The 17,004-nt window shown below is 68.4% G+C and carries 17 protein-coding genes; 13 read left to right on the top strand and 4 right to left on the bottom strand.

Annotated elements, in window-relative coordinates:
- Positions 1 to 26 precede the first annotated feature (26 nt).
- Positions 27 to 791: an SDR family oxidoreductase gene (locus tag Sp245p_RS19430; protein ID WP_109138773.1), complete on the bottom strand. Its 765-nt coding sequence runs from the start codon at positions 789 to 791 to the stop codon at positions 27 to 29.
- A 332-nt stretch (positions 792 to 1,123) separates the two neighbouring features.
- On the opposite strand from Sp245p_RS19430, the gene Sp245p_RS19425 reads away from it, so the two are divergent.
- The 8 genes from Sp245p_RS19425 (at position 1,124) to Sp245p_RS19390 (ending at position 10,400) form a co-directional block, all read left to right on the top strand.
- Entirely contained in the window at positions 1,124 to 2,185 is a 1,062-nt protein-coding gene (locus Sp245p_RS19425; protein WP_014197896.1) for a LacI family DNA-binding transcriptional regulator, read from the top strand.
- 270 nt (positions 2,186 to 2,455) lie between these two features.
- Positions 2,456 to 4,936 (top strand): TonB-dependent receptor, encoded by a 2,481-nt coding sequence (locus tag Sp245p_RS19420; protein ID WP_246119795.1) that lies wholly within the window; start codon positions 2,456 to 2,458, stop codon positions 4,934 to 4,936.
- Positions 4,937 to 4,962: 26 nt separating this feature from the next.
- Entirely contained in the window at positions 4,963 to 5,703 is a 741-nt protein-coding gene (locus tag Sp245p_RS19415) for a cobalt ABC transporter substrate-binding protein (protein WP_014197893.1), read from the top strand.
- A complete protein-coding gene (locus Sp245p_RS19410; RefSeq protein WP_014197892.1) occupies positions 5,700 to 5,981 on the top strand; it encodes a DUF3649 domain-containing protein in 282 nt (93 codons plus the stop codon). The genes Sp245p_RS19415 and Sp245p_RS19410 overlap by 4 nt, the downstream gene beginning before the upstream one ends.
- A gap of 64 nt (positions 5,982 to 6,045) precedes the next feature.
- Positions 6,046 to 7,629: a PepSY-associated TM helix domain-containing protein gene (locus Sp245p_RS19405; protein ID WP_109138879.1), complete on the top strand. Its 1,584-nt coding sequence runs from the start codon at positions 6,046 to 6,048 to the stop codon at positions 7,627 to 7,629.
- 2 nt (positions 7,630 to 7,631) lie between these two features.
- A complete protein-coding gene (locus Sp245p_RS19400; RefSeq protein WP_041812360.1) occupies positions 7,632 to 7,919 on the top strand; it encodes a DUF3325 domain-containing protein in 288 nt (95 codons plus the stop codon).
- 144 nt (positions 7,920 to 8,063) lie between these two features.
- Positions 8,064 to 10,130: a carbon starvation CstA family protein gene (locus Sp245p_RS19395; RefSeq protein WP_014197889.1), complete on the top strand. Its 2,067-nt coding sequence runs from the start codon at positions 8,064 to 8,066 to the stop codon at positions 10,128 to 10,130.
- Positions 10,131 to 10,196: 66 nt separating this feature from the next.
- Positions 10,197 to 10,400: a YbdD/YjiX family protein gene (locus tag Sp245p_RS19390; protein ID WP_014197888.1), complete on the top strand. Its 204-nt coding sequence runs from the start codon at positions 10,197 to 10,199 to the stop codon at positions 10,398 to 10,400.
- A gap of 138 nt (positions 10,401 to 10,538) precedes the next feature.
- On the opposite strand, the gene Sp245p_RS19385 is transcribed toward Sp245p_RS19390, so the two are convergent.
- From Sp245p_RS19385 to Sp245p_RS19375, 3 genes are read right to left on the bottom strand one after another with little or no spacing between them, the layout of a single operon-like run.
- Positions 10,539 to 11,066 (bottom strand): hypothetical protein, encoded by a 528-nt coding sequence (locus tag Sp245p_RS19385; RefSeq protein ID WP_014197887.1) that lies wholly within the window; start codon positions 11,064 to 11,066, stop codon positions 10,539 to 10,541.
- Between the two features lie 14 nt (positions 11,067 to 11,080).
- Entirely contained in the window at positions 11,081 to 12,253 is a 1,173-nt protein-coding gene (locus Sp245p_RS19380) for a zinc-dependent alcohol dehydrogenase (protein ID WP_014197886.1), read from the bottom strand.
- Between the two features lie 48 nt (positions 12,254 to 12,301).
- Positions 12,302 to 13,093: an SDR family NAD(P)-dependent oxidoreductase gene (locus Sp245p_RS19375; RefSeq protein WP_040134629.1), complete on the bottom strand. Its 792-nt coding sequence runs from the start codon at positions 13,091 to 13,093 to the stop codon at positions 12,302 to 12,304.
- Positions 13,094 to 13,360: 267 nt separating this feature from the next.
- Between Sp245p_RS19375 and Sp245p_RS19370 the strand changes: the two genes are divergently transcribed.
- The 5 genes from Sp245p_RS19370 (at position 13,361) to Sp245p_RS19350 (ending at position 16,996) form a co-directional block, all read left to right on the top strand.
- The gene (locus Sp245p_RS19370) at positions 13,361 to 14,038 is read left to right on the top strand and encodes a GntR family transcriptional regulator (RefSeq protein ID WP_014197883.1); all 678 of its coding nucleotides are present in this window, start codon (positions 13,361 to 13,363) and stop codon (positions 14,036 to 14,038) included.
- Positions 14,039 to 14,085: 47 nt separating this feature from the next.
- Positions 14,086 to 14,877 (top strand): transporter substrate-binding domain-containing protein, encoded by a 792-nt coding sequence (locus Sp245p_RS19365; protein ID WP_014197882.1) that lies wholly within the window; start codon positions 14,086 to 14,088, stop codon positions 14,875 to 14,877.
- 79 nt (positions 14,878 to 14,956) lie between these two features.
- Positions 14,957 to 15,628, top strand: coding sequence for an amino acid ABC transporter permease (locus tag Sp245p_RS19360; RefSeq protein ID WP_014197881.1), 672 nt, complete (start codon positions 14,957 to 14,959; stop codon positions 15,626 to 15,628).
- The gene (locus tag Sp245p_RS19355) at positions 15,625 to 16,284 is read left to right on the top strand and encodes an amino acid ABC transporter permease (RefSeq protein ID WP_014197880.1); all 660 of its coding nucleotides are present in this window, start codon (positions 15,625 to 15,627) and stop codon (positions 16,282 to 16,284) included. The genes Sp245p_RS19360 and Sp245p_RS19355 overlap by 4 nt, the downstream gene beginning before the upstream one ends.
- Positions 16,262 to 16,996, top strand: a complete 735-nt coding sequence (locus tag Sp245p_RS19350) for an amino acid ABC transporter ATP-binding protein (protein ID WP_014197879.1) — start codon at positions 16,262 to 16,264, stop codon at positions 16,994 to 16,996. Before Sp245p_RS19355 ends, Sp245p_RS19350 begins: the two co-directional genes overlap by 23 nt.
- Positions 16,997 to 17,004 lie beyond the last annotated feature (8 nt).

Below are 17,004 nucleotides of genomic sequence, written 5' to 3'. Positions count from 1 at the left end.
AGGATGGGGCGGAAGGTTGGATTCGGTCAGCCGTTGGTCGCCGGGGCTTCGGTGAAGAAGGCGCGGTTCCAGACGGGGCTGATGAGGATTTCGTTGACGCAGACGTGGGGCGGCATCTCGGCCACGAAGCGGATGGTGCGGCCCAGATCGTCGGGCTGGAGCAGGCGCGCCATCTCCGCCGCCGGGGGCGGGGAGGGGCGCTGGCCCAGCAGGTCGGTCGCCACCTCGCCCGGCATGACCACGCAGGAGCGCAGGCCGTTGCGCCATTCCTCCATGTTCAGGCTGTGGCTCAGAGTCACCAGCGCCTGCTTCGTCGCGTTGTAGCCGGGTCCGCCGAGGACGAGCGCGTGCCGCCCGACCCAGGAGGACACGATGATGACGGTGCCGGACCGGCGCTCCCGCATGGCGGGCAGCGCCGCCTGGATGGCGTGCATGGTGCCGTTGAGGTTGACGTCGACCAGCCGCCGCCAGCCCTCCGTCCCGAGATCGCGGAAGCTGCGGTTGGGCAGGTTCATCCCGGCGCTGGCGACCAGCGTGTCGATCCGCCCGTGGCGGTCGAGGATCGCCGCCGCCACGCGCCGCACCGCCGCCTCGTCGGCCACGTCGAGGACCGCGGTCTCGGCCGTGCCGCCGGCGTTGCGGATGGACTCCGCCACGCGGTCGAGCGCGTCTTCGCGCCGTCCGGACAGGACGACGGTGGCGCCGCCCTGCGCCAGCGCCCGTGCGCCGGCCTCCCCGATTCCGCTGCCGCCGCCGGTGATCCAGGCGACGCTGTCCGCAAGAACGCTCATGTCTTGCCTGCTTCGTTGCTTGTCTTTGTTGCTTGCCCGCCGTGCGGCCATCGGGCCGCCGCGGTGTCCCTCCCAGCATCTCCCGGATCGTCCACCTTCGTATCCGTTCCGAGTGACCGCTAACGTGACCGGTAACATGATTGGTTGGGGCAATCAAGCATCTTCAGCGTGCGATCGCGTTAGCGTTCACGTGACCGCTAACATGAAATGCGCTATGGATTGTGGAAACGGGCCGCGCCCGGCTTGCAACGGCGGGCGCGGCCATGCACAAGAAGGCGGCCGGTCGGTGCCCGAAGGCGGGCCGGCGGAGGCAGGATAAGAGGTCATCCCAGGTGACGGACGAAGGACAGCTTTCGCTCAGGAAGGCGGAGTCACGGCGGCGCTCCGCGACCCGCGCGGTGACGATGGCCGATGTGGCGCAGGCCGCCGGGGTCTCCACGCAGACGGTCTCGCGCGCGCTCCGCGATCCGCGCAGCGTCGGCCCGGACACGCTCGCCCGCATCGAGGAGGCGGTGCGCGAAACCCGCTACGTGCAGAACCTGGCGGCGAGCCACCTCGCCTCCAACCGCAGCATGACGGTGGCGGCGATCATCCCGACCATCTCCGCCTCGATCTTCGCGGAAACCATCCAGGGCCTGACCGACGTCCTGCTGCCGGAGGGCTATCAGGTCTTCCTCGGCCACACCGACTACATGGCGGGGCGGGAGGAGTCGCTGGTCCGCAGCTTCAGCGGGCGGCGCCCCGACGGCTTCTTCATCATCGGCACCCGCCACACCCAGGAAACCACGGCCCTCCTGAAGCGCACCGGGGTTCCGGTGGTCGAAAGCTGGAGTTGGACGAACCGCCCCGTCGACATGCTGGTCGGCTTCTCCAACCACGCCGCCCTGATGAGCGTGGTCGACCATCTGGTGGGGCGCGGCTACCGCCGGCTGGCCTTCACGGGCGTCATGAAGCCGGGCGACCACCGCGCCAAGGAGCGTCTGAAGGGCTTCCAGGACGCCCATGAACGTCATTTCCCGGGCGTGACGCCGCGCGTCGTCACCGTCGCCAGCGGGCCGATGGTGATGGCGACCGGCGTGGAGCTGCTGAAGCTGGTCCGGGAGCAGCATCCCGACACCGACGCCGTGGTGTTCGTCAGCGACGTGCTGGCCTCCGGCGCCCTGCTGGCCTGCAGCGGCCTGGGGATCTCGGTGCCGAAGGATCTGGCGATCACCGGGTTCGGCAATTACGACATCGCCGGGCAACTGACGCCGGGCCTGACCACCATCGCCATCGCCAGCCGCAAGATCGGCACGGAATCCGCCAACCTCCTGCTGCGGCGGATGCAGGGCGGCGAGGTGGAGAACCGCACCCAGGACGTGGGGTTCGAATTGCTGGTACGGGGCAGCGCCTGAAGCCTGCCGGGGGCTTCATAACCCTCTCCCCTGTGGGGGGAAGGGACTTGAAGCATCCAGAATTCCCGTAAGAAAATCACGGACATAAAGACATAAACGATCACCGGAACGGTGACGTTGCCCCCTTGCGCGATCCGTCGGCTGATGCTTAGAATGAAAATCATTCGCATTCAGGCGATCAGCGCAGACGTTCGGCTTTTTTGAAACGGACAGGGTGCCGGTCGCTAACGCTGCGCCACATATACACCTTTTGGTAGAGGAACAGGCACAATGCCTCAATCTTGCGGCAAGGGCTCTCTGCGCCTGACCGCCCGCCGCCGCGGCGCCGCGCATGATGTCTTCGCACCGGGTCTGCGCCCGGTCGCCATGGCCGTTTGCTTTGCCAGCGCCGTCCTCGTGGGCGGCCTTTCCTTCGCGCCGGCCGCGCAGGCCCAGACGGCGGCGCGCACGATCGACGCCAACGTGCCGGCGGGACCGCTGGACACCGCGCTGCGCAGCTTCGCCGCCCAGGCCGGGGTGAGCATCGCCGTGGACCCGGCGCAGGTCCGGGGCAAGACCTCCCAGGGGCTGCGCGGAACGACGACGGTCGAGGACGGCTTGCGCCGCCTGCTGGACGGCAGCGGTTATCAGCTCGCGGGCACCTCCTCGGGGTACGGCCTCGTCGCGCAAGGGTCTTCGCCGGTCGTGAACGCCCCGGCCGGGGCGACAGTGCTGCCCTCCGTCCAGGTGTCGGCCAACGCCGGCGCGCTGCCGGGCGAGCCGCCGCCGCCCTACGCCGGCGGTCAGGTGGCGCGCGGCGGGACCCTGGGCCTGCTGGGCACGAAGAACACGCTGGACACGCCGTTCAGCACGACGAACTACACCTCCGAACTGATCGAGAACCAGCAGGCGCGCACGGCGGCGGACACGCTGATCAACGATTCGTCGGTGCGCACGACCACCGGCGGCAACGGCTTCGACGACACCTTTCAGATCCGCGGCTTCGCCGTTCCGTCCGGTGACGTCGGCTTCAACGGCATGTACGGGCTGGTGTCCTCCAACCGCGTGCCGTCGCAGATCATCGAGCGGATCGAGCTGCTGAAGGGGCCGGGCGCGCTGATCAACGGCATCGCCCCCAATGGCAGCATCGGCGGCGGCATCAACATTCTCAGCAAGCGCGCCGGCGATCAGCCGCTGACCCGCGTGACCGGGCTGTACCAGAGCGACGCCAACTTCGGCGTCCATGTCGACACCGGGCGCCGCTTCGGCGAGAACAACGCCTGGGGCGTGCGCTTCAACGGGCTGCTGCGCGGCGGCGAGGCCTCGATCGAGGACGGAGACGTCAAGACCGGCCTCGGCTCGCTGGCCGTGGATTACCGGGGCGAGCGGCTGCGCTGGTCGCTCGACGGCATCATCCAGCGCGACGACACCGACAATTTCCGCCCGCAGATTAGCATCCTCCCCACGACGACGGCGATCCCGTCGCCGCCCGACGCGCGGAGCAACTGGTACCCGGGCACGACGCTGGTCCAGAAGGACAAGACCATCGCCTCGAACATCGAGTTCGACGTCACGGAGTGGCTGACCGCCTACGCCGGCATCGGCTACCGCGACGGCACCAACGATCAGGTGTTCCCGCAGTCCAACCCCGCCGTGAACGCGCTCGGCAACTTCACGGTCCGCAACTCCTACTACGACTCCTACAGCGAGACGGTCAGTGGCACGGCCGGCGCGCGCCTGCGCTTCGAGACGGGTCCCGTCCGCCATCAGGTCAACATCGGCTACACCGGGTTCCAGCGGGAGGAGGGCAACGCCTACATCCAGGCCGCCGGCTCGGCCCCGTCGAACATCTACAACCCGGCGCCGCTGCCCGTCATCACCGCGCCGCGCACCGACCCGCGCAAGTCGGCCGAGACGACGCTGAGCAGCATCGCCATCGCCGACACGCTGTCCTTCGTCAACGACCGTGTCCTGCTGACGCTCGGCGTGCGCGACCAGACGGTGAAGGTGAAAGGCTTCAGCACGACGACCGGCGCGCAGACCAGCAACTACAACGCCAGCGCCACGACGCCGCTCGCCGGTCTGGTCGTCAAGCCGCTGGAGAACGTCGCGGTCTACGGCAACTACGCCGAGGGCCTGTCGCGCGGCACCATCGTCGGCGCCGGCTACGCCAACACCGGCGCGGTTCTCGAACCCTACAAGTCGAAGCAGCTCGAGGGCGGCGTCAAGGTCGACTGGGGGACCATCACGACCACGGCCGCGGTGTTCCAGATCACCCGCCCCAGCTCGATCCGCACCACGTCCAACGAGCTGGCCTATGACGGCGAGCAGCGCAACCGCGGCCTGGAGCTGTCCGCCTACGGCGAGATCCTGCCCGGCCTGCGCGCCATGGCCAGCGCGACCTTCCTGAAGCCGGAGCTGACGAAGACCGCCGTCGCCTCGGAAGAGGGCAACGACGCCGCCGGCGTGCCGGACAAGAGCTTCTCCGCCAGCCTGGATTGGGACACCCCGTGGGTCGAGGGCCTCGCCCTCAACGGACGCGTGATCCACACCTCCGGCTCCTACCTGACCAACGCCAACACGCTGCGTTTCGACGGCTGGACCCGCTTCGACATCGGTGCCCGGTACACCACCGACGTGTCGGGCAAGCCGGTCGTGCTGCGCGCCAGCGTCGAGAACCTCTTCGACAAGGAGTACTGGCTGACCACCGGCACCTACGTGACCGTCGGTTCGCCGCGGACGGTGCTGTTGTCCGCCACCGTCGACTTCTGAACCTCTCGATCTTCCTGGATTTCACCATGAACAAACTGTCGCTCGCTCTCATCGCCGCGCTGGGCTTCGCCATGCCCGCCACCATGCCCGCCCAAGCCCACCAGATCTGGATCGAGCAGCCCGACCAGGGCAACGCCACGATCCGCTTCGGGGAGTTCGGCGAGAATCTGCGCGAGGTCTCGCCCGGCCTGCTCGACAAGTTCGGCAAGCCGGCCGGCACCCTCCTCTCCGCCAAGGGCGAGCAGAAGGCCGAGGCCGCCAAGACCGCCGACGGCTTCGCGCTGCCCTTCAAGGCCGCCAACGGCGAGAGCATCGTCGCCGAGGACACGCTCTACCCGCTCTACACGTGGAAGCAGGGCGACAAGGAGACCACCAACTGGTTCCACCCCGCCGCGCGCCTGATCACCGGCTTCGCCGAGCAGGCGCCGAAGCTGACGCTGGATCTGGTGCCCACCGGCAAGCCCGGCCAGTTCAAGCTGGTCTTCCAGGGTCAGCCCAAGGCCAAGACCAAGGTGATGCTGGTCACCCAGTCCGGCTGGGCCAAGGAGGAGCACAGCGACGAGCAGGGTCTGGTCACCTTCGACCTGCCGTGGAAGGGCACCTACGTGGCCGAAGTCAGCCTGAACGAGCGCACCCCCGGCGAGCGCCAGGGCACCAACGGGGCCGAGAAATACGACGGCGTCAGCTACGTCACCACGGTGACCTATGTCCACCCCGAGGGTCTGGCGCCGGTCCCCGCCGGCCCGGCGGCGACGCCCAACAAATGACCTCCGTGGCCGGACGGGTCCGCTCTGTTGGCCCGCTCGTCTCGCGCATAGCCGCCGCCCTGTTCGGCGGCTATGCGCTGGCCGCACTCGCCAGCGTGGCGGTGCTGGCGCTTCCCATGAGCACGCCGCAGGCGGTGCTCACCGGCGAGATGGCGAGTTTCCTCGTCTATGCCGCCGCCGTGATCTGGGTCTTCGCGGTCCGCAGCGCGCTGCGCGCCTGGGCGGGCCTTCTTGTCGTGGCCGCGCCGCTGTTGCTGGCGGCGTGGTCGGTCTGGTGATGGGGAGCCGAGCGTGACGACGGACCAGCAAGCGCGCCCCGACGGCCGCGGCCTTCGCCAGAGCATGTCCGACCTGCACACGTGGGTCGGGCTGCTTCTCGGCTGGGTGCTCTACGCGATGTTCCTCACCGGGACGGTGTCCTACTTCAAGGACGAGCTGTCGCAATGGATGCGCCCCGAACTGCCGGTGCAGAGCGGGGTGCCGGATCAGGCCCAGGTGGCCCAGCGGGTGGCCGACGAACTCGTCGCCCTGGTGCCGGGCAGCCCGCAATGGAGCCTGCGCCTGCCGGACGCCCGCAACAACAGCGTCTACGCCTTCTGGCGCACCGCCGGGGCGGCCCCCGGCCAGCGCGGTTTCGGCGAGGGCAATTTCGACCCGGCGACGGGTCAGACGGTGTCGTCGCGCGCGACGCTGGGCGGCGACTTCTTCTACCGCTTCCATTTCCAGTTCCATTACATGCCGGTGGTGTGGGGGCGCTGGATCGCGGGAATCGCGGCCATGTTCATGCTGGTGGCCATCGTCAGCGGGGTCATCACCCACAAGAAGATCTTCGTCGATTTCTTCACCTTCCGCTGGGGCAAGGGGCAGCGCTCCTGGCTCGACGCGCACAACGCGCTGTCGGTGTTCGGGCTGCCCTTCCACGCCATGATCACCTACACCGGGCTGGTGACGCTGATGGCGCTCTACATGCCCTGGGGCCAGCAGGCGGGGATCAAGACCGCGGCGGAGCGCCAGCAGTTCAACGCCGAACTCAGCGCCTTCATCCAGCCGGGCAAGCCCAGCGGCGAAAAGGCGCCGCTCGCCTCGATCGAGGACATGGTGCGCCACGCCCAGGAGCGCTGGGGCCGCGACGGCGTCGGGCGGGTCACCGCCACCCATCCCGGCGACGCGGCGGCGCGGGTGGCGGTGGCGCGTGGCGACGGCGGGCGCGTCTCGATGAGCCCGCAGTATCTGGAATTCGAAGGGACCACCGGCAAACTGCTGGCCGTCCATGAAGGGGTGGGGCCGGCGGCGGAGACCCGCGGCGTGCTCTACGCCCTGCATCTGGGACGCTTCAGCGACTCGGTGACGCGCTGGCTGTATTTCCTCGTCAGCCTCGCCGGTACCGCCATGGTGGGCACCGGTCTGGTGATGTGGACGGTGAAGCGGCGGCAGAAGCTGCCCGATCCGGCCCGGCCCCATGTCGGCTTCCACGTCGTGGAGCGGCTGAACATCGCCAGCATCGCCGGCCTGTCGGTTGCCATGGCGGCCTTCCTGTGGGCGAACCGCCTGCTGCCGGAGTCCCTGGCGGATCGCGCCAACTGGGAGATCCACAGCTTCTTCATCGTCTGGACGCTGACGCTGCTGCACGGCGTGCTGCGCCCGGCGAAGAAGGCCTGGGTCGAGCAGCTGTGGCTGGCCGCGGCGCTGCTGGCGCTGCTGCCCGTGCTCAACGCCGCGACCACGCAGCGGCCGCTGTGGCGCAGCTTGGCCGAAGGCGATTGGGTGTTCATCGGCATGGACCTGATGTGCTGGGCGCTGGCGGCGCTCCACGCCGTCCTGGCGGTCCGCACGCTCCGCCACCAACCCAAGACGCGGCCGGCCCGCAAGCCGGCCCGCGAATCCGTTAATAAGCCGGCCGGTGGCGCCGTTCTGCGCGAGGGATGAGCATGATCCACCTGTCGTCCTTCATCCTGTGCCTGACCGGGTTCGCCGCCCTGGCCGTCGCGATGGACCGTCCGCAGCACGACCTGTTCGGACGGTCCCTGCCGGGCCCCGCGACGCTCGCCTTGCGCGTCGGCGGGGCCGTTTCCCTGCTGGGGGCGCTGGGCCTCCTCGTGTCGTGGCAGGGTTGGGGACTCGGCCTCGTCATGTTTAGCGGCCACACCAGCCTGGGCGCCGGAGTCGTCCATGGCGCCCTGATCGTCCGAGGGCGGTGGGCAGCCCGCCCAAATTGAGGGTACGCCTTATTTTTGACCCATTTTGTCGCGACCGGCGAGTTTGCTCTTCCCGTTCGGGCGTGATGAGAGGATGATTCTCCATCGTTTTCATCAGGTTCATCGTGCTTTTCAACGATTGCGAATCGTTTGGGAGGAGTACGCATGCCCCGCATCCTCAATCACGCGCCGTGGCTGGTCCTCGCCGTGCTGGGCGCCTTCGCGCTCGGCACCGTCGCGCTGGCGCGCGGCGAGACCATCAACGCCCTCTGGCTGGTCGTTGCCGCCGTCTGTACTTACCTAGTGTCGTACCGCTACTACAGCCTGTTCATCGCCACCCGCGTCATGCGGCTGGACCCGGCGCGCCCGACTCCGGCGATGCGCCACAACGACGGGTTGGACTACGTCCCGACCAACCAGTACGTCCTGTTCGGCCACCATTTCGCGGCCATCGCCGGCGCCGGCCCGCTGGTCGGCCCGGTGCTGGCGGCCCAGATGGGCTATCTGCCGGGCATGCTGTGGATTCTGGCCGGCGTGGTGGTCGCCGGGGCGGTGCAGGACTTCATGATCCTGTTCGTCTCGATGCGCCGCGACGGGCGGTCGCTGGGTGAGCTGATCAAGGCCGAGCTGGGGGACATCCCCGGCGTCATCGCCCTGTTCGGCACCTTCATGATCATGGTCATCATCCTGGCGGTGCTGGCCCTGGTCGTGGTCAAGGCGCTGACCAACAGCCCGTGGGGCTTCTTCACGGTCGCCGCCACCGTGCCGATCGCCCTGTTCATGGGCATCTACATGCGCTTCCTGCGCCCCGGCCGGATCGGCGAGATCTCCATCATCGGCTTCTTCCTGCTGATCGCGGCGATCCTGCTCGGCGGGCAGGTGGCGCAGAGCGAGACGTGGGCGCCGGTCTTCACGCTGACCGGCGTGCAGATCACCTGGATCCTGATCGGCTACGGCTTCGTGGCGTCGGTGCTGCCGGTGTGGCTGCTGCTGGCCCCGCGCGACTACCTGTCGACCTTCCTCAAGGTCGGCACCATCGTGATGCTGGCGCTGTGCATCCTGCTCGTCGCGCCGCCGATGAAGATGCCCAGCGTCACCCGCTTCATCGACGGCACCGGCCCGGTGTGGTCGGGCAGCCTGTTCCCGTTCCTGTTCATCACCATCGCCTGCGGCGCGGTGTCGGGCTTCCACGCCCTGATCTCCTCCGGCACCACGCCGAAGATGGTGGAGAACGAACTCCACACCCGCTTCATCGGCTACGGCGGCATGCTGACCGAGTCCTTCGTCGCCGTCATGGCGCTGGTCGCCGCCTCCTGCATCGAGCCGGGCATCTATTTCGCCATGAACAGCCCGCCCGCGCTGCTCGGCACCACGGCGGAGTCGGCGGCCCAGGTCATCAACAACTGGGGTTTCGTCATCACGCCGGAGATGATCACCCAGACGGCGCAGGACGTCGGCGAGGTGAGCATCCTGTCGCGGGCCGGCGGCGCGCCGACCCTGGCGGTCGGCATGGCGCAGATCTTCTCCGAGCTGTTCGGCGGCAAGGGCATGATGGCCTTCTGGTACCATTTCGCCATCCTGTTCGAGGCGCTGTTCATCCTGACCGCCGTCGACGCCGGCACCCGCGCCGGGCGGTTCATGCTCCAGGATCTGCTGGGCGTCTTCTTCAAGCCGCTGCAGCGCACGGCGTCCTGGGCCGGCAACCTGATCGCCACCGGCCTGTGCGTCGCCGCCTGGGGCTACATCCTCTATCAGGGGGTGGTCGATCCGCTGGGCGGCATCAACACGTTCTGGCCGCTGTTCGGCATCTCCAACCAGATGCTGGCGGGGATCGCGCTGATCCTGGCGACGGTGGTGCTGTTCCGGATGAAGCGGGAGCGTTACGCCTGGGTGACCATGGTGCCGGCGGCGTGGCTGCTGATCTGCACCCTGACCGCGGGCGTGCAGAAGGTCTTCCACAGCAACCCGGCGATCGGCTTCCTCGCCCACGCCGAGCGGTTCAGCACCGCCGCCAACGAGGGCCGGCTGCTCGCCCCGGCGACCTCGATGGAGCAGATGCGGCAGGTGATCTTCAACGATTACCTGGACGCGGCGCTCGCCTCGCTGTTCGTTCTGGTGGTGCTGGCGGTGCTGGTCTTCGGCGTCCTGTCCTGCCTGAAGGCGCTGCGCAGCGACCGCCCGACCACGCGGGAAATCCCGACGGGCGGCGCCACCGCGCGGGCCGGGGATTGAGTTGGGGCACACCGTTCCCTCACCCCTTCGGGAGTGAGGGAACGGTCTATTGGAAAAGGACGACGGATGAGCGGCTTGAAAAGCAACCTCAGCCGATTCCGCGGTTACTTCGAGCAGACGGCCAAGCTCATGATCGGAGTGCCGGATTACGACACCTATCTGGAGCACATGCGGACCCGGCACCCCGACCAGCCGGCGATGACCTACACCGAGTTCCTCGACAACCGTCTGCAGGCCCGTTACGGCGCCGGCAAGGCGGGGTGCTGTTGAGGGGATGTTGTCCCCTCTCCCCTCCGGGGAGAGGGTTTAGGGTGAGGGGGTTGCGCTTTTGCCGGACGCACGTCACGCGCAACCCCCTCACCGGCCCTTCGGGCCACCCTCTCCCCCGAGGGGAGAGGGTTATTCATGCTAATTCGCCCCCGCGGGTTCGAAGCGCAGGATGGTCGGGGTCCGCATGTCGGTGGGGATCGGGGCGTCCTTGGCGGTGCCGCGCATGGCGGCGGGCGGGCGCGGCAGACCACTGCGGTCGCTGTAGTCGCGGGGCGGCGTCCAGGCCGTCGCCTCCTCCCGGTGCAGCATCGCCGTGCACAGCACGTCGAGCGCCGTCATCGCCGCCACCGCGCCCAGCGCCGTGGCGACGTTCTCCCGGTGCGGGTTGCCGTCGTGATGCGCCGACGCCAAAGTCGCGAGGTCCAGCGCGTCTCCGGCAACCCGCCCCCACATCCAGGGGCGGGCGTCGCCCATCGCCAGCAGACCGACGCCGGTCGCCATCTCGCGCGCGCCGTAGGCACGGATCAGCCCGGCCTGCTCCTCCATTCCCATCCAGCGGGCGAGGCGCCGGGCGGTCACCAGTTGGGCCACGCCCAGCCCGATGCTGAACCAGCCCAGGCCGCGCGCCATCCGGTCGGCGGACGAATTCCTGCGGTAATGCGCCATGGTGCGCCTCCCTGTTACGGCTTGAGAACGACCTTGATGCAGCCGTCCCGCTTGTCGCGGAAGGTCTCGTACATGCCCGGCCCGTCGGCCAGACCCACGGTGTGGGTGATGACGAAGGACGGGTCGATCTGGCCCTCCTGGATGCGGCGCAGCAGGTCGTCGGTCCAGCGGTTGACGTGGGTCTGGCCCATGCGCCAGGTCAGGCCCTTGTTCATCGACATGCCGAAGGGGACCTTGTCGATCAGCCCGCCATAGACGCCGGGGATCGACAGCGTGCCGGCGGGGCGGCAGACATACATCATCTCGCGCAGCACATGCGCGCGGTCGGATTCCAGGGCCAGCGCCTGCTTGGCGCGGTCGTACATGGAATCGAGCGTGGCGGTGGCGTGCGCCTCCATGCCGACGGCGTCGATGCATTTTTCCGGACCCTTGCCGCCGGTCAGCTCGTTCAGCCGCTCGACGACGCTTTCCTCCTCGAAGTTGATGGTGATGGCGCCGCCGGCCTTGGCCATGGACAGGCGCTCGGGCACGCGGTCGATGGCGATGACCTGCTTGGCGCCCAGCAGGATGGCGCTGCGGATCGTCATCTGCCCGACCGGGCCGCAGCCCCAGATCGCCACCGTGTCGGTCGGCTGGATGTCGCACTGCGCCGCCGCCTGCCAGCCGGTGGGGAAGATGTCGCCGAGGAACAGCACCTGCTCGTCGGTCAGCCCGTCCGGGATCTTCACATGGGTGCGGTCGGCGAAGGGGACTCGCACATACTCCGCCTGCCCGCCGGGATAGCCGCCGGTCAGGTGGGTGTAGCCGAACAGCCCGGCCGTGGTGTGGCCGAACAGCTTGTCGGCCATCGCCTTGTTGCGGTTGGAGCGCTCGCAGACCGAATAGTTGCCGCGGCGGCACTGGTCGCACTCGCCGCACCAGATGGTGAAGGGAACGACGACACGGTCGCCGACCTTCAGGGCGCTCTTGGCCTCGGCCCCGACGTCGACGACCTCGCCCATGAACTCGTGACCCAGGATGTCGCCCTTCTCCATGCCGGGCATGAAGTGGTCGTAGAGGTGCAGATCCGAACCGCAGATGGCGCAGGACGTGACCTTGACGATGGCGTCGCGGGGCTGCTCGATCTCCGGGTCGGGGACGGTGTCGTAACGGACGTCAGCGGTGCCGTGCCAGACCAGGGCTTTCATGCGGGGCTCCTCCGGAGGGGGGTGGGAAGGGGGCAGGTGTGCCTTGCGTCAGTGGTGGCCGGAGCCGGGCTCGGCCTGCTTGCGGTGCTGCTCGGCCAGCACGCCGGAGGGCGTCACGGCGGCCATGGCGGTCTGCAGCTTGTTCTTCCAGCCGGCCACCACGTCGCCGTCGCCGCGCATCATCGCGTCGAAGCCGACCTTGGCGACCATCGCCGGGTCGTCCTTCTTGCCCTGGCCGATCTTGGTGTCCTCCATGCCGGCGCGCTCGAAGAACTCGGTGTCGGTGGCGCCGGGCATCAGGCAGGTGACGGTCACGCCGGAGTCCTTGATCTCGTGGCGCAGCGCGAAGGAGAAGGAGTCGATGAAGGCCTTGGTGCCGTTGTAGACCGCCTGATAGGTGCCGGGCATGAAGCCGGCGATCGAGCCGGTGATCAGGATGCGGCCCTGTTTGCGGTCGCGCATGCCGCGGCCGATCGTCTGGATCAGGTACAGCGTACCGGTGATGTTGGTGTCGATGACGTGGCGGGCCTCCTGGAAATCCTGGTCGAGGAAGCCGTGGCCCAGCCCGTGGCCGGCGTTGGCGAGCAGGGCGTCGACCGGCCGGCCTTTCACCGCCGCGCAGAGTTTGTCGACGCCGTCGAGGGTGGCGAGGTCCGCCTGCACCGTTTCGACCAGCACACCGAGGGAGCGGAGTTCCCTGGCGGCCTCCTCGATGGCCGGATCGTCGGCGGCGATCAGGAGGTCGAAGCCATTCCGGGCGCATTGCTTGGCGAGTTCGAGGCCGATGCCGGTGGACGCACCGGTGACGATGGCAAGGGAATGGGTGGCTGCACGAGCCATGGGAACGGTCCTCTTTGCGAAGCGGGAGAGTCCCTCAGCCCAACTGAAGATGGCAGGCGTTGGTTCCGCCTTCTCCGCCGCCATCCTCCGCCATCCGGGGCAAGCGCAACGAAGCGATGCCGCAGAAAAGTGCATAAGGCTTAATCAGGTCGGCGTCATGCCCAATTTTTGATCGCGCCAAGGGTCGGGCTCCAGCGTTTCCGCGCCGTTCCGGTTGGCACGCCGCTTGCTCAACAGTCTTGTATACAAGATTGGTGCGGCAGCCTGATGACCCAGCTTCCCGACAGCATCGAAGACAGCGTGATCTCCGCCATCCTGGGCGGCCGGCTGCGGCCCGGCACCCGGCTGGGCGAGGCGAAGCTGGCCGAGGTCTACGGCATGTCCCGCACCCGCGTGCGGGAAGCGATGATGCGGCTGGAGACGCGCGGCATCGTCCATGTCAGCGCCCGGCGCGGCTGGTTCGTCGTGGAGCCCTCGGCGACGGAGGCGCGGGCCGCCTTCCAGGCGCGGCGGGTCATCGAGACCGGGATGCTGCGCGATCTGCACACGCTTCCGGGGGACGCCGTCGCCCACCTGCGCGCCCATGTCGAGGAGGAGCGCGAGGCGCTGCACACCGGCCATGTCGGGTCGCGCACTTGCCTGCTCGGCGACTTCCACATCCACCTCGCCCACGCCTTCGGCAACGCCTTCCTGACCGACATCCTGCGCGACCTGACCGCGCGCACGACGCTGGTCTCGATGCTCTACCAGTCCGACCAGGACGCCGCGGCGTCCAGCGACGACCACGCCGGCATCGTGACGCTGCTGGCCGCCGGCGACTACGCCGGGGCGGCGCGGCTGATGGACGAGCACATCCGGCGCGTCGAGGACGGCCTCGACCTCGCCGCCGCCCCCGATCCCCTGGCCGGCCTGCGCGAGATCCTCTCGCCCGGCGCCCCCGCCTGAACCCTTTCAAGCAACCCATTCCATCCAGAACCGGAGGAGTTAGAGACATGAAGCGCAGGACCCTGCTCGCCCTGGCCGTCGCCGCCGTCGCCGGCCTTTCCATCGCCCAGGCCCCCGCCGCGCGCGCCGACGCCCTGCAGGACATCACGAAGCGCGGCACGCTGCGCGTCGCCGTCCCGCAGGACTTCCCGCCCTTCGGCTCGGTCGGCCCGGACATGGCCCCGCTCGGCTACGACATCGACGTGGCGAAGCTGATCGGCGCCAAGATGGGCGTGAAGGTGGAACTGGTGCCGGTGACCAGCGCCAACCGCATCCCCTTCCTGCAGACCAACAAGGTCGATCTGGTGATCTCCAGCCTCGGCAAGAACGCCGAGCGCGAGAAGGTCATCGACTTCACCGACGCCTACGCGCCCTTCTTCAACGGCGTCTTCGCCCCGGCCGGCGTCACCGCCGCGAAGCCGGAGGATCTGGCCGGCAAGACCGTCGGCGTGACCCGCGGCGCCATCGAGGATCTGGAGCTGACCAAGATCGCCCCGGCCGACGCGGTCATCAAGCGCTACGAGGACAACAACGGCACCATCTCCGCCTTCCTGTCCGGTCAGGTCGAGGTGGTGGCGACCGGCAACGTCGTGGCGGCGGCGATCCTCGCCCGCAACCCGCCGAAGCGGCCGGAGCTGAAGTTCCTCATCAAGAACTCCCCCTGCTACATCGGCCTGAGCAAGGAGCAGCCGGCCCTGCTGGAGAAGCTGAACGGCATCCTGGCGGCGGCCAAGGCCGACGGCTCGCTGAACGCCATCGCGCAGAAGTGGCTGTCCGCCGACCTGCCGAAGGACCTCTGAAGACGATGAGGCCGGGGCGCCGCGGGTGGCTTCGGCCCCCACGGCGGCCCGGCGTACGGGGGGCTGACCGGAGGGCCGCATGACCTACCGCTTCGATTATTCGTGGATCGCCGAATACTGGCCCGTCATCCTGAAGGGGCTGGTGACGACGGTCGAACTGACCCTGATCGGCACGCTGTTTGGGGTGGCGCTTGGCATCGCCTGCGCCTGGACGCGGTCGCTCGGGCCGCGCTGGCTGCGGCCGCCGGTCGTCGCCTATGTCGAACTGATCCGCAACACGCCCTTCCTGATCCAGCTCTTCTTCATCTTCTTCGGCCTGCCGTCGCTCGGCGTGCAGATGACCGAGTTCCAGGCGGCGGTTCTGGCGATGGTCATCAACCTCGGCGCCTACAGCGGCGAGATCATCCGCGCCGGCATCGAGGCCACCCCGCGTGGCCAATTCGAGGCCGGGGCCAGCCTCGCCATGACGCGGTTCGAGACCTTCCGCCACGTCGTCCTGATCCCGTCCCTGCAACGGATCTGGCCGGCGCTGTCGTCGCAGATCGTCATCGTCATGCTCGGCTCGGCGGTGGTGTCGCAGATCGCGGCTGAGGACATCACCTTCGCCGCCAACTTCATCCAGTCGCGGACCTTCCGCGCCTTCGAGAGTTATTTCCTGACCACCGGCCTCTATCTGCTGCTGGCGCTGGCCCTGCGGCAGGCGCTGCGCGGCGTCGGGAAAATGCTGTTCCCGCGGAGGGCCGCGCGATGATGACCTTCACCCTGTGGGACATCCTGCGCAACCTGCTGTTGGCGGCGCGCTGGACGGTGGTTCTCTCGCTGGTCTCCTTCATCGGCGGCGGCCTCTTGGGGATGGCGCTGCTCTACCTGCGCATCGGCAAGGCGCGGGCCGGACGGATGTTCGTCCAGGGCTATGTCGAGCTGTTCCAGGGCACGCCGCTGCTGATGCAGCTCTTCCTCGCCTTCTTCGGGCTCGGCCTGTTCGGCATCGACGTGCCGGCCTGGCTGGCCGCCGGGCTGGCGCTGGTCCTGTGGACGGCGGCCTTCCTCGTGGAGATTTGGCGCGGCTGCGTGGAATCGGTCGCCCGCGGCCAGTGGGAGGCGTCGGCCAGCCTCGGCATGGGCTACGTCCAGCAGATGCGCTACGTGATCCTGCCCCAGGCGGTTCGCGTCGCCGTCCCGCCCACCGTCGGTTTCTCGGTGCAGGTGGTGAAGGGCACGGCGCTGACCTCGATCATCGGCTTCGTGGAGCTGTCCAAGGCCGGCACGGTGGTCACCAACGCGACCTTCGAACCCTTCACCGTCTACGGGCTGGTCGCCCTGATCTACTTCGCGCTGTGCTGGCCCCTGTCCAAGAGCAGCCAGATTCTGGAAAGGAAGCTCAATGTCGCTCATCGCAATCACTGAGGTGAAGAAGCGCTTCGGCGACGTCGAAGTCCTGAAGGGGATCAACCTGGACGTCGAGCGCGGCGAGGTCGTCGCCATCATCGGCAAGAGCGGTTCGGGCAAGAGCACGCTTCTGCGCTGCGTCAACGGGCTGGAGATGATCGACGACGGCTCGATCATGGTGGCCGGCGCCCAGCTCATCAACGACGACCTCCACCTGAAGGCGCTGCGGTTGAAGGTCGGCATGATCTTCCAGCAGTTCAACCTGTTCCCGCACCTGTCGGCGGGGCGCAACGTCATGCTGTCGCAGATGGTCGTCAAGAAGACGCCGGCGCGCGAGGCGGAGGCGATGGCCCGCCGCATGCTGGAGCGGGTCGGGTTGGGCCACAAGTTCGACGCCTACCCCGACCAGCTGTCTGGCGGGCAGCAGCAGCGCGTCGCCATCGCGCGGGCGCTGTCGATGCAGCCGATGGCCCTGCTGTGCGACGAGATCACGTCCGCCCTCGACCCGGAATTGGTGAACGAGGTGCTGGCGGTGGTGAAGGAACTGGCCGCCGACGGCATGACGCTGATGATGGTGACCCACGAGATGCGCTTCGCCCGCGAGGTCTGCGACCGGGTCGTCTTCATGCACCAGGGCCGCGTGCACGAGATCGGCCCGCCCGAGGAGGTCTTCGGCAACCCCCGCACCCCGGAGCTCCGGCAGTTCCTGGGGGCTCAACTGGTCGTCTGATAGCAAAA

Source organism: Azospirillum baldaniorum (genome assembly GCF_003119195.2).
Classification (GTDB): Bacteria; Pseudomonadota; Alphaproteobacteria; order Azospirillales; family Azospirillaceae; genus Azospirillum; species Azospirillum baldaniorum.
The sequence above is the reverse complement of the archived record's forward strand: the minus strand, read 5'-3'. Positions and strand labels throughout refer to the sequence as shown.

What these genes read in the sequence shown, in the direction of transcription:
- Sp245p_RS19375 (WP_040134629.1), bottom strand. Translation starts at nt 13,093, where the DNA reads ATGGCTCGTGCAGCCACCCATTCCCTTGCCATCGTCACCGGTGCGTCC.
- Sp245p_RS19370 (WP_014197883.1), top strand. Translation starts at nt 13,361, where the DNA reads ATGACCCAGCTTCCCGACAGCATCGAAGACAGCGTGATCTCCGCCATC.
- Sp245p_RS19380 (WP_014197886.1), bottom strand. Translation starts at nt 12,253, where the DNA reads ATGAAAGCCCTGGTCTGGCACGGCACCGCTGACGTCCGTTACGACACC.
- Sp245p_RS19390 (WP_014197888.1), top strand. Translation starts at nt 10,197, where the DNA reads ATGAGCGGCTTGAAAAGCAACCTCAGCCGATTCCGCGGTTACTTCGAG.
- Sp245p_RS19410 (WP_014197892.1), top strand. Translation starts at nt 5,700, where the DNA reads ATGACCTCCGTGGCCGGACGGGTCCGCTCTGTTGGCCCGCTCGTCTCG.
- Sp245p_RS19385 (WP_014197887.1), bottom strand. Translation starts at nt 11,066, where the DNA reads ATGGCGCATTACCGCAGGAATTCGTCCGCCGACCGGATGGCGCGCGGC.
- Sp245p_RS19365 (WP_014197882.1), top strand. Translation starts at nt 14,086, where the DNA reads ATGAAGCGCAGGACCCTGCTCGCCCTGGCCGTCGCCGCCGTCGCCGGC.
- Sp245p_RS19360 (WP_014197881.1), top strand. Translation starts at nt 14,957, where the DNA reads ATGACCTACCGCTTCGATTATTCGTGGATCGCCGAATACTGGCCCGTC.
- Sp245p_RS19350 (WP_014197879.1), top strand. Translation starts at nt 16,262, where the DNA reads ATGTCGCTCATCGCAATCACTGAGGTGAAGAAGCGCTTCGGCGACGTC.
- Sp245p_RS19415 (WP_014197893.1), top strand. Translation starts at nt 4,963, where the DNA reads ATGAACAAACTGTCGCTCGCTCTCATCGCCGCGCTGGGCTTCGCCATG.
- Sp245p_RS19400 (WP_041812360.1), top strand. Translation starts at nt 7,632, where the DNA reads ATGATCCACCTGTCGTCCTTCATCCTGTGCCTGACCGGGTTCGCCGCC.
- Sp245p_RS19355 (WP_014197880.1), top strand. Translation starts at nt 15,625, where the DNA reads ATGATGACCTTCACCCTGTGGGACATCCTGCGCAACCTGCTGTTGGCG.
- Sp245p_RS19395 (WP_014197889.1), top strand. Translation starts at nt 8,064, where the DNA reads ATGCCCCGCATCCTCAATCACGCGCCGTGGCTGGTCCTCGCCGTGCTG.
- Sp245p_RS19405 (WP_109138879.1), top strand. Translation starts at nt 6,046, where the DNA reads ATGTCCGACCTGCACACGTGGGTCGGGCTGCTTCTCGGCTGGGTGCTC.
- Sp245p_RS19420 (WP_246119795.1), top strand. Translation starts at nt 2,456, where the DNA reads ATGCCTCAATCTTGCGGCAAGGGCTCTCTGCGCCTGACCGCCCGCCGC.
- Sp245p_RS19430 (WP_109138773.1), bottom strand. Translation starts at nt 791, where the DNA reads ATGAGCGTTCTTGCGGACAGCGTCGCCTGGATCACCGGCGGCGGCAGC.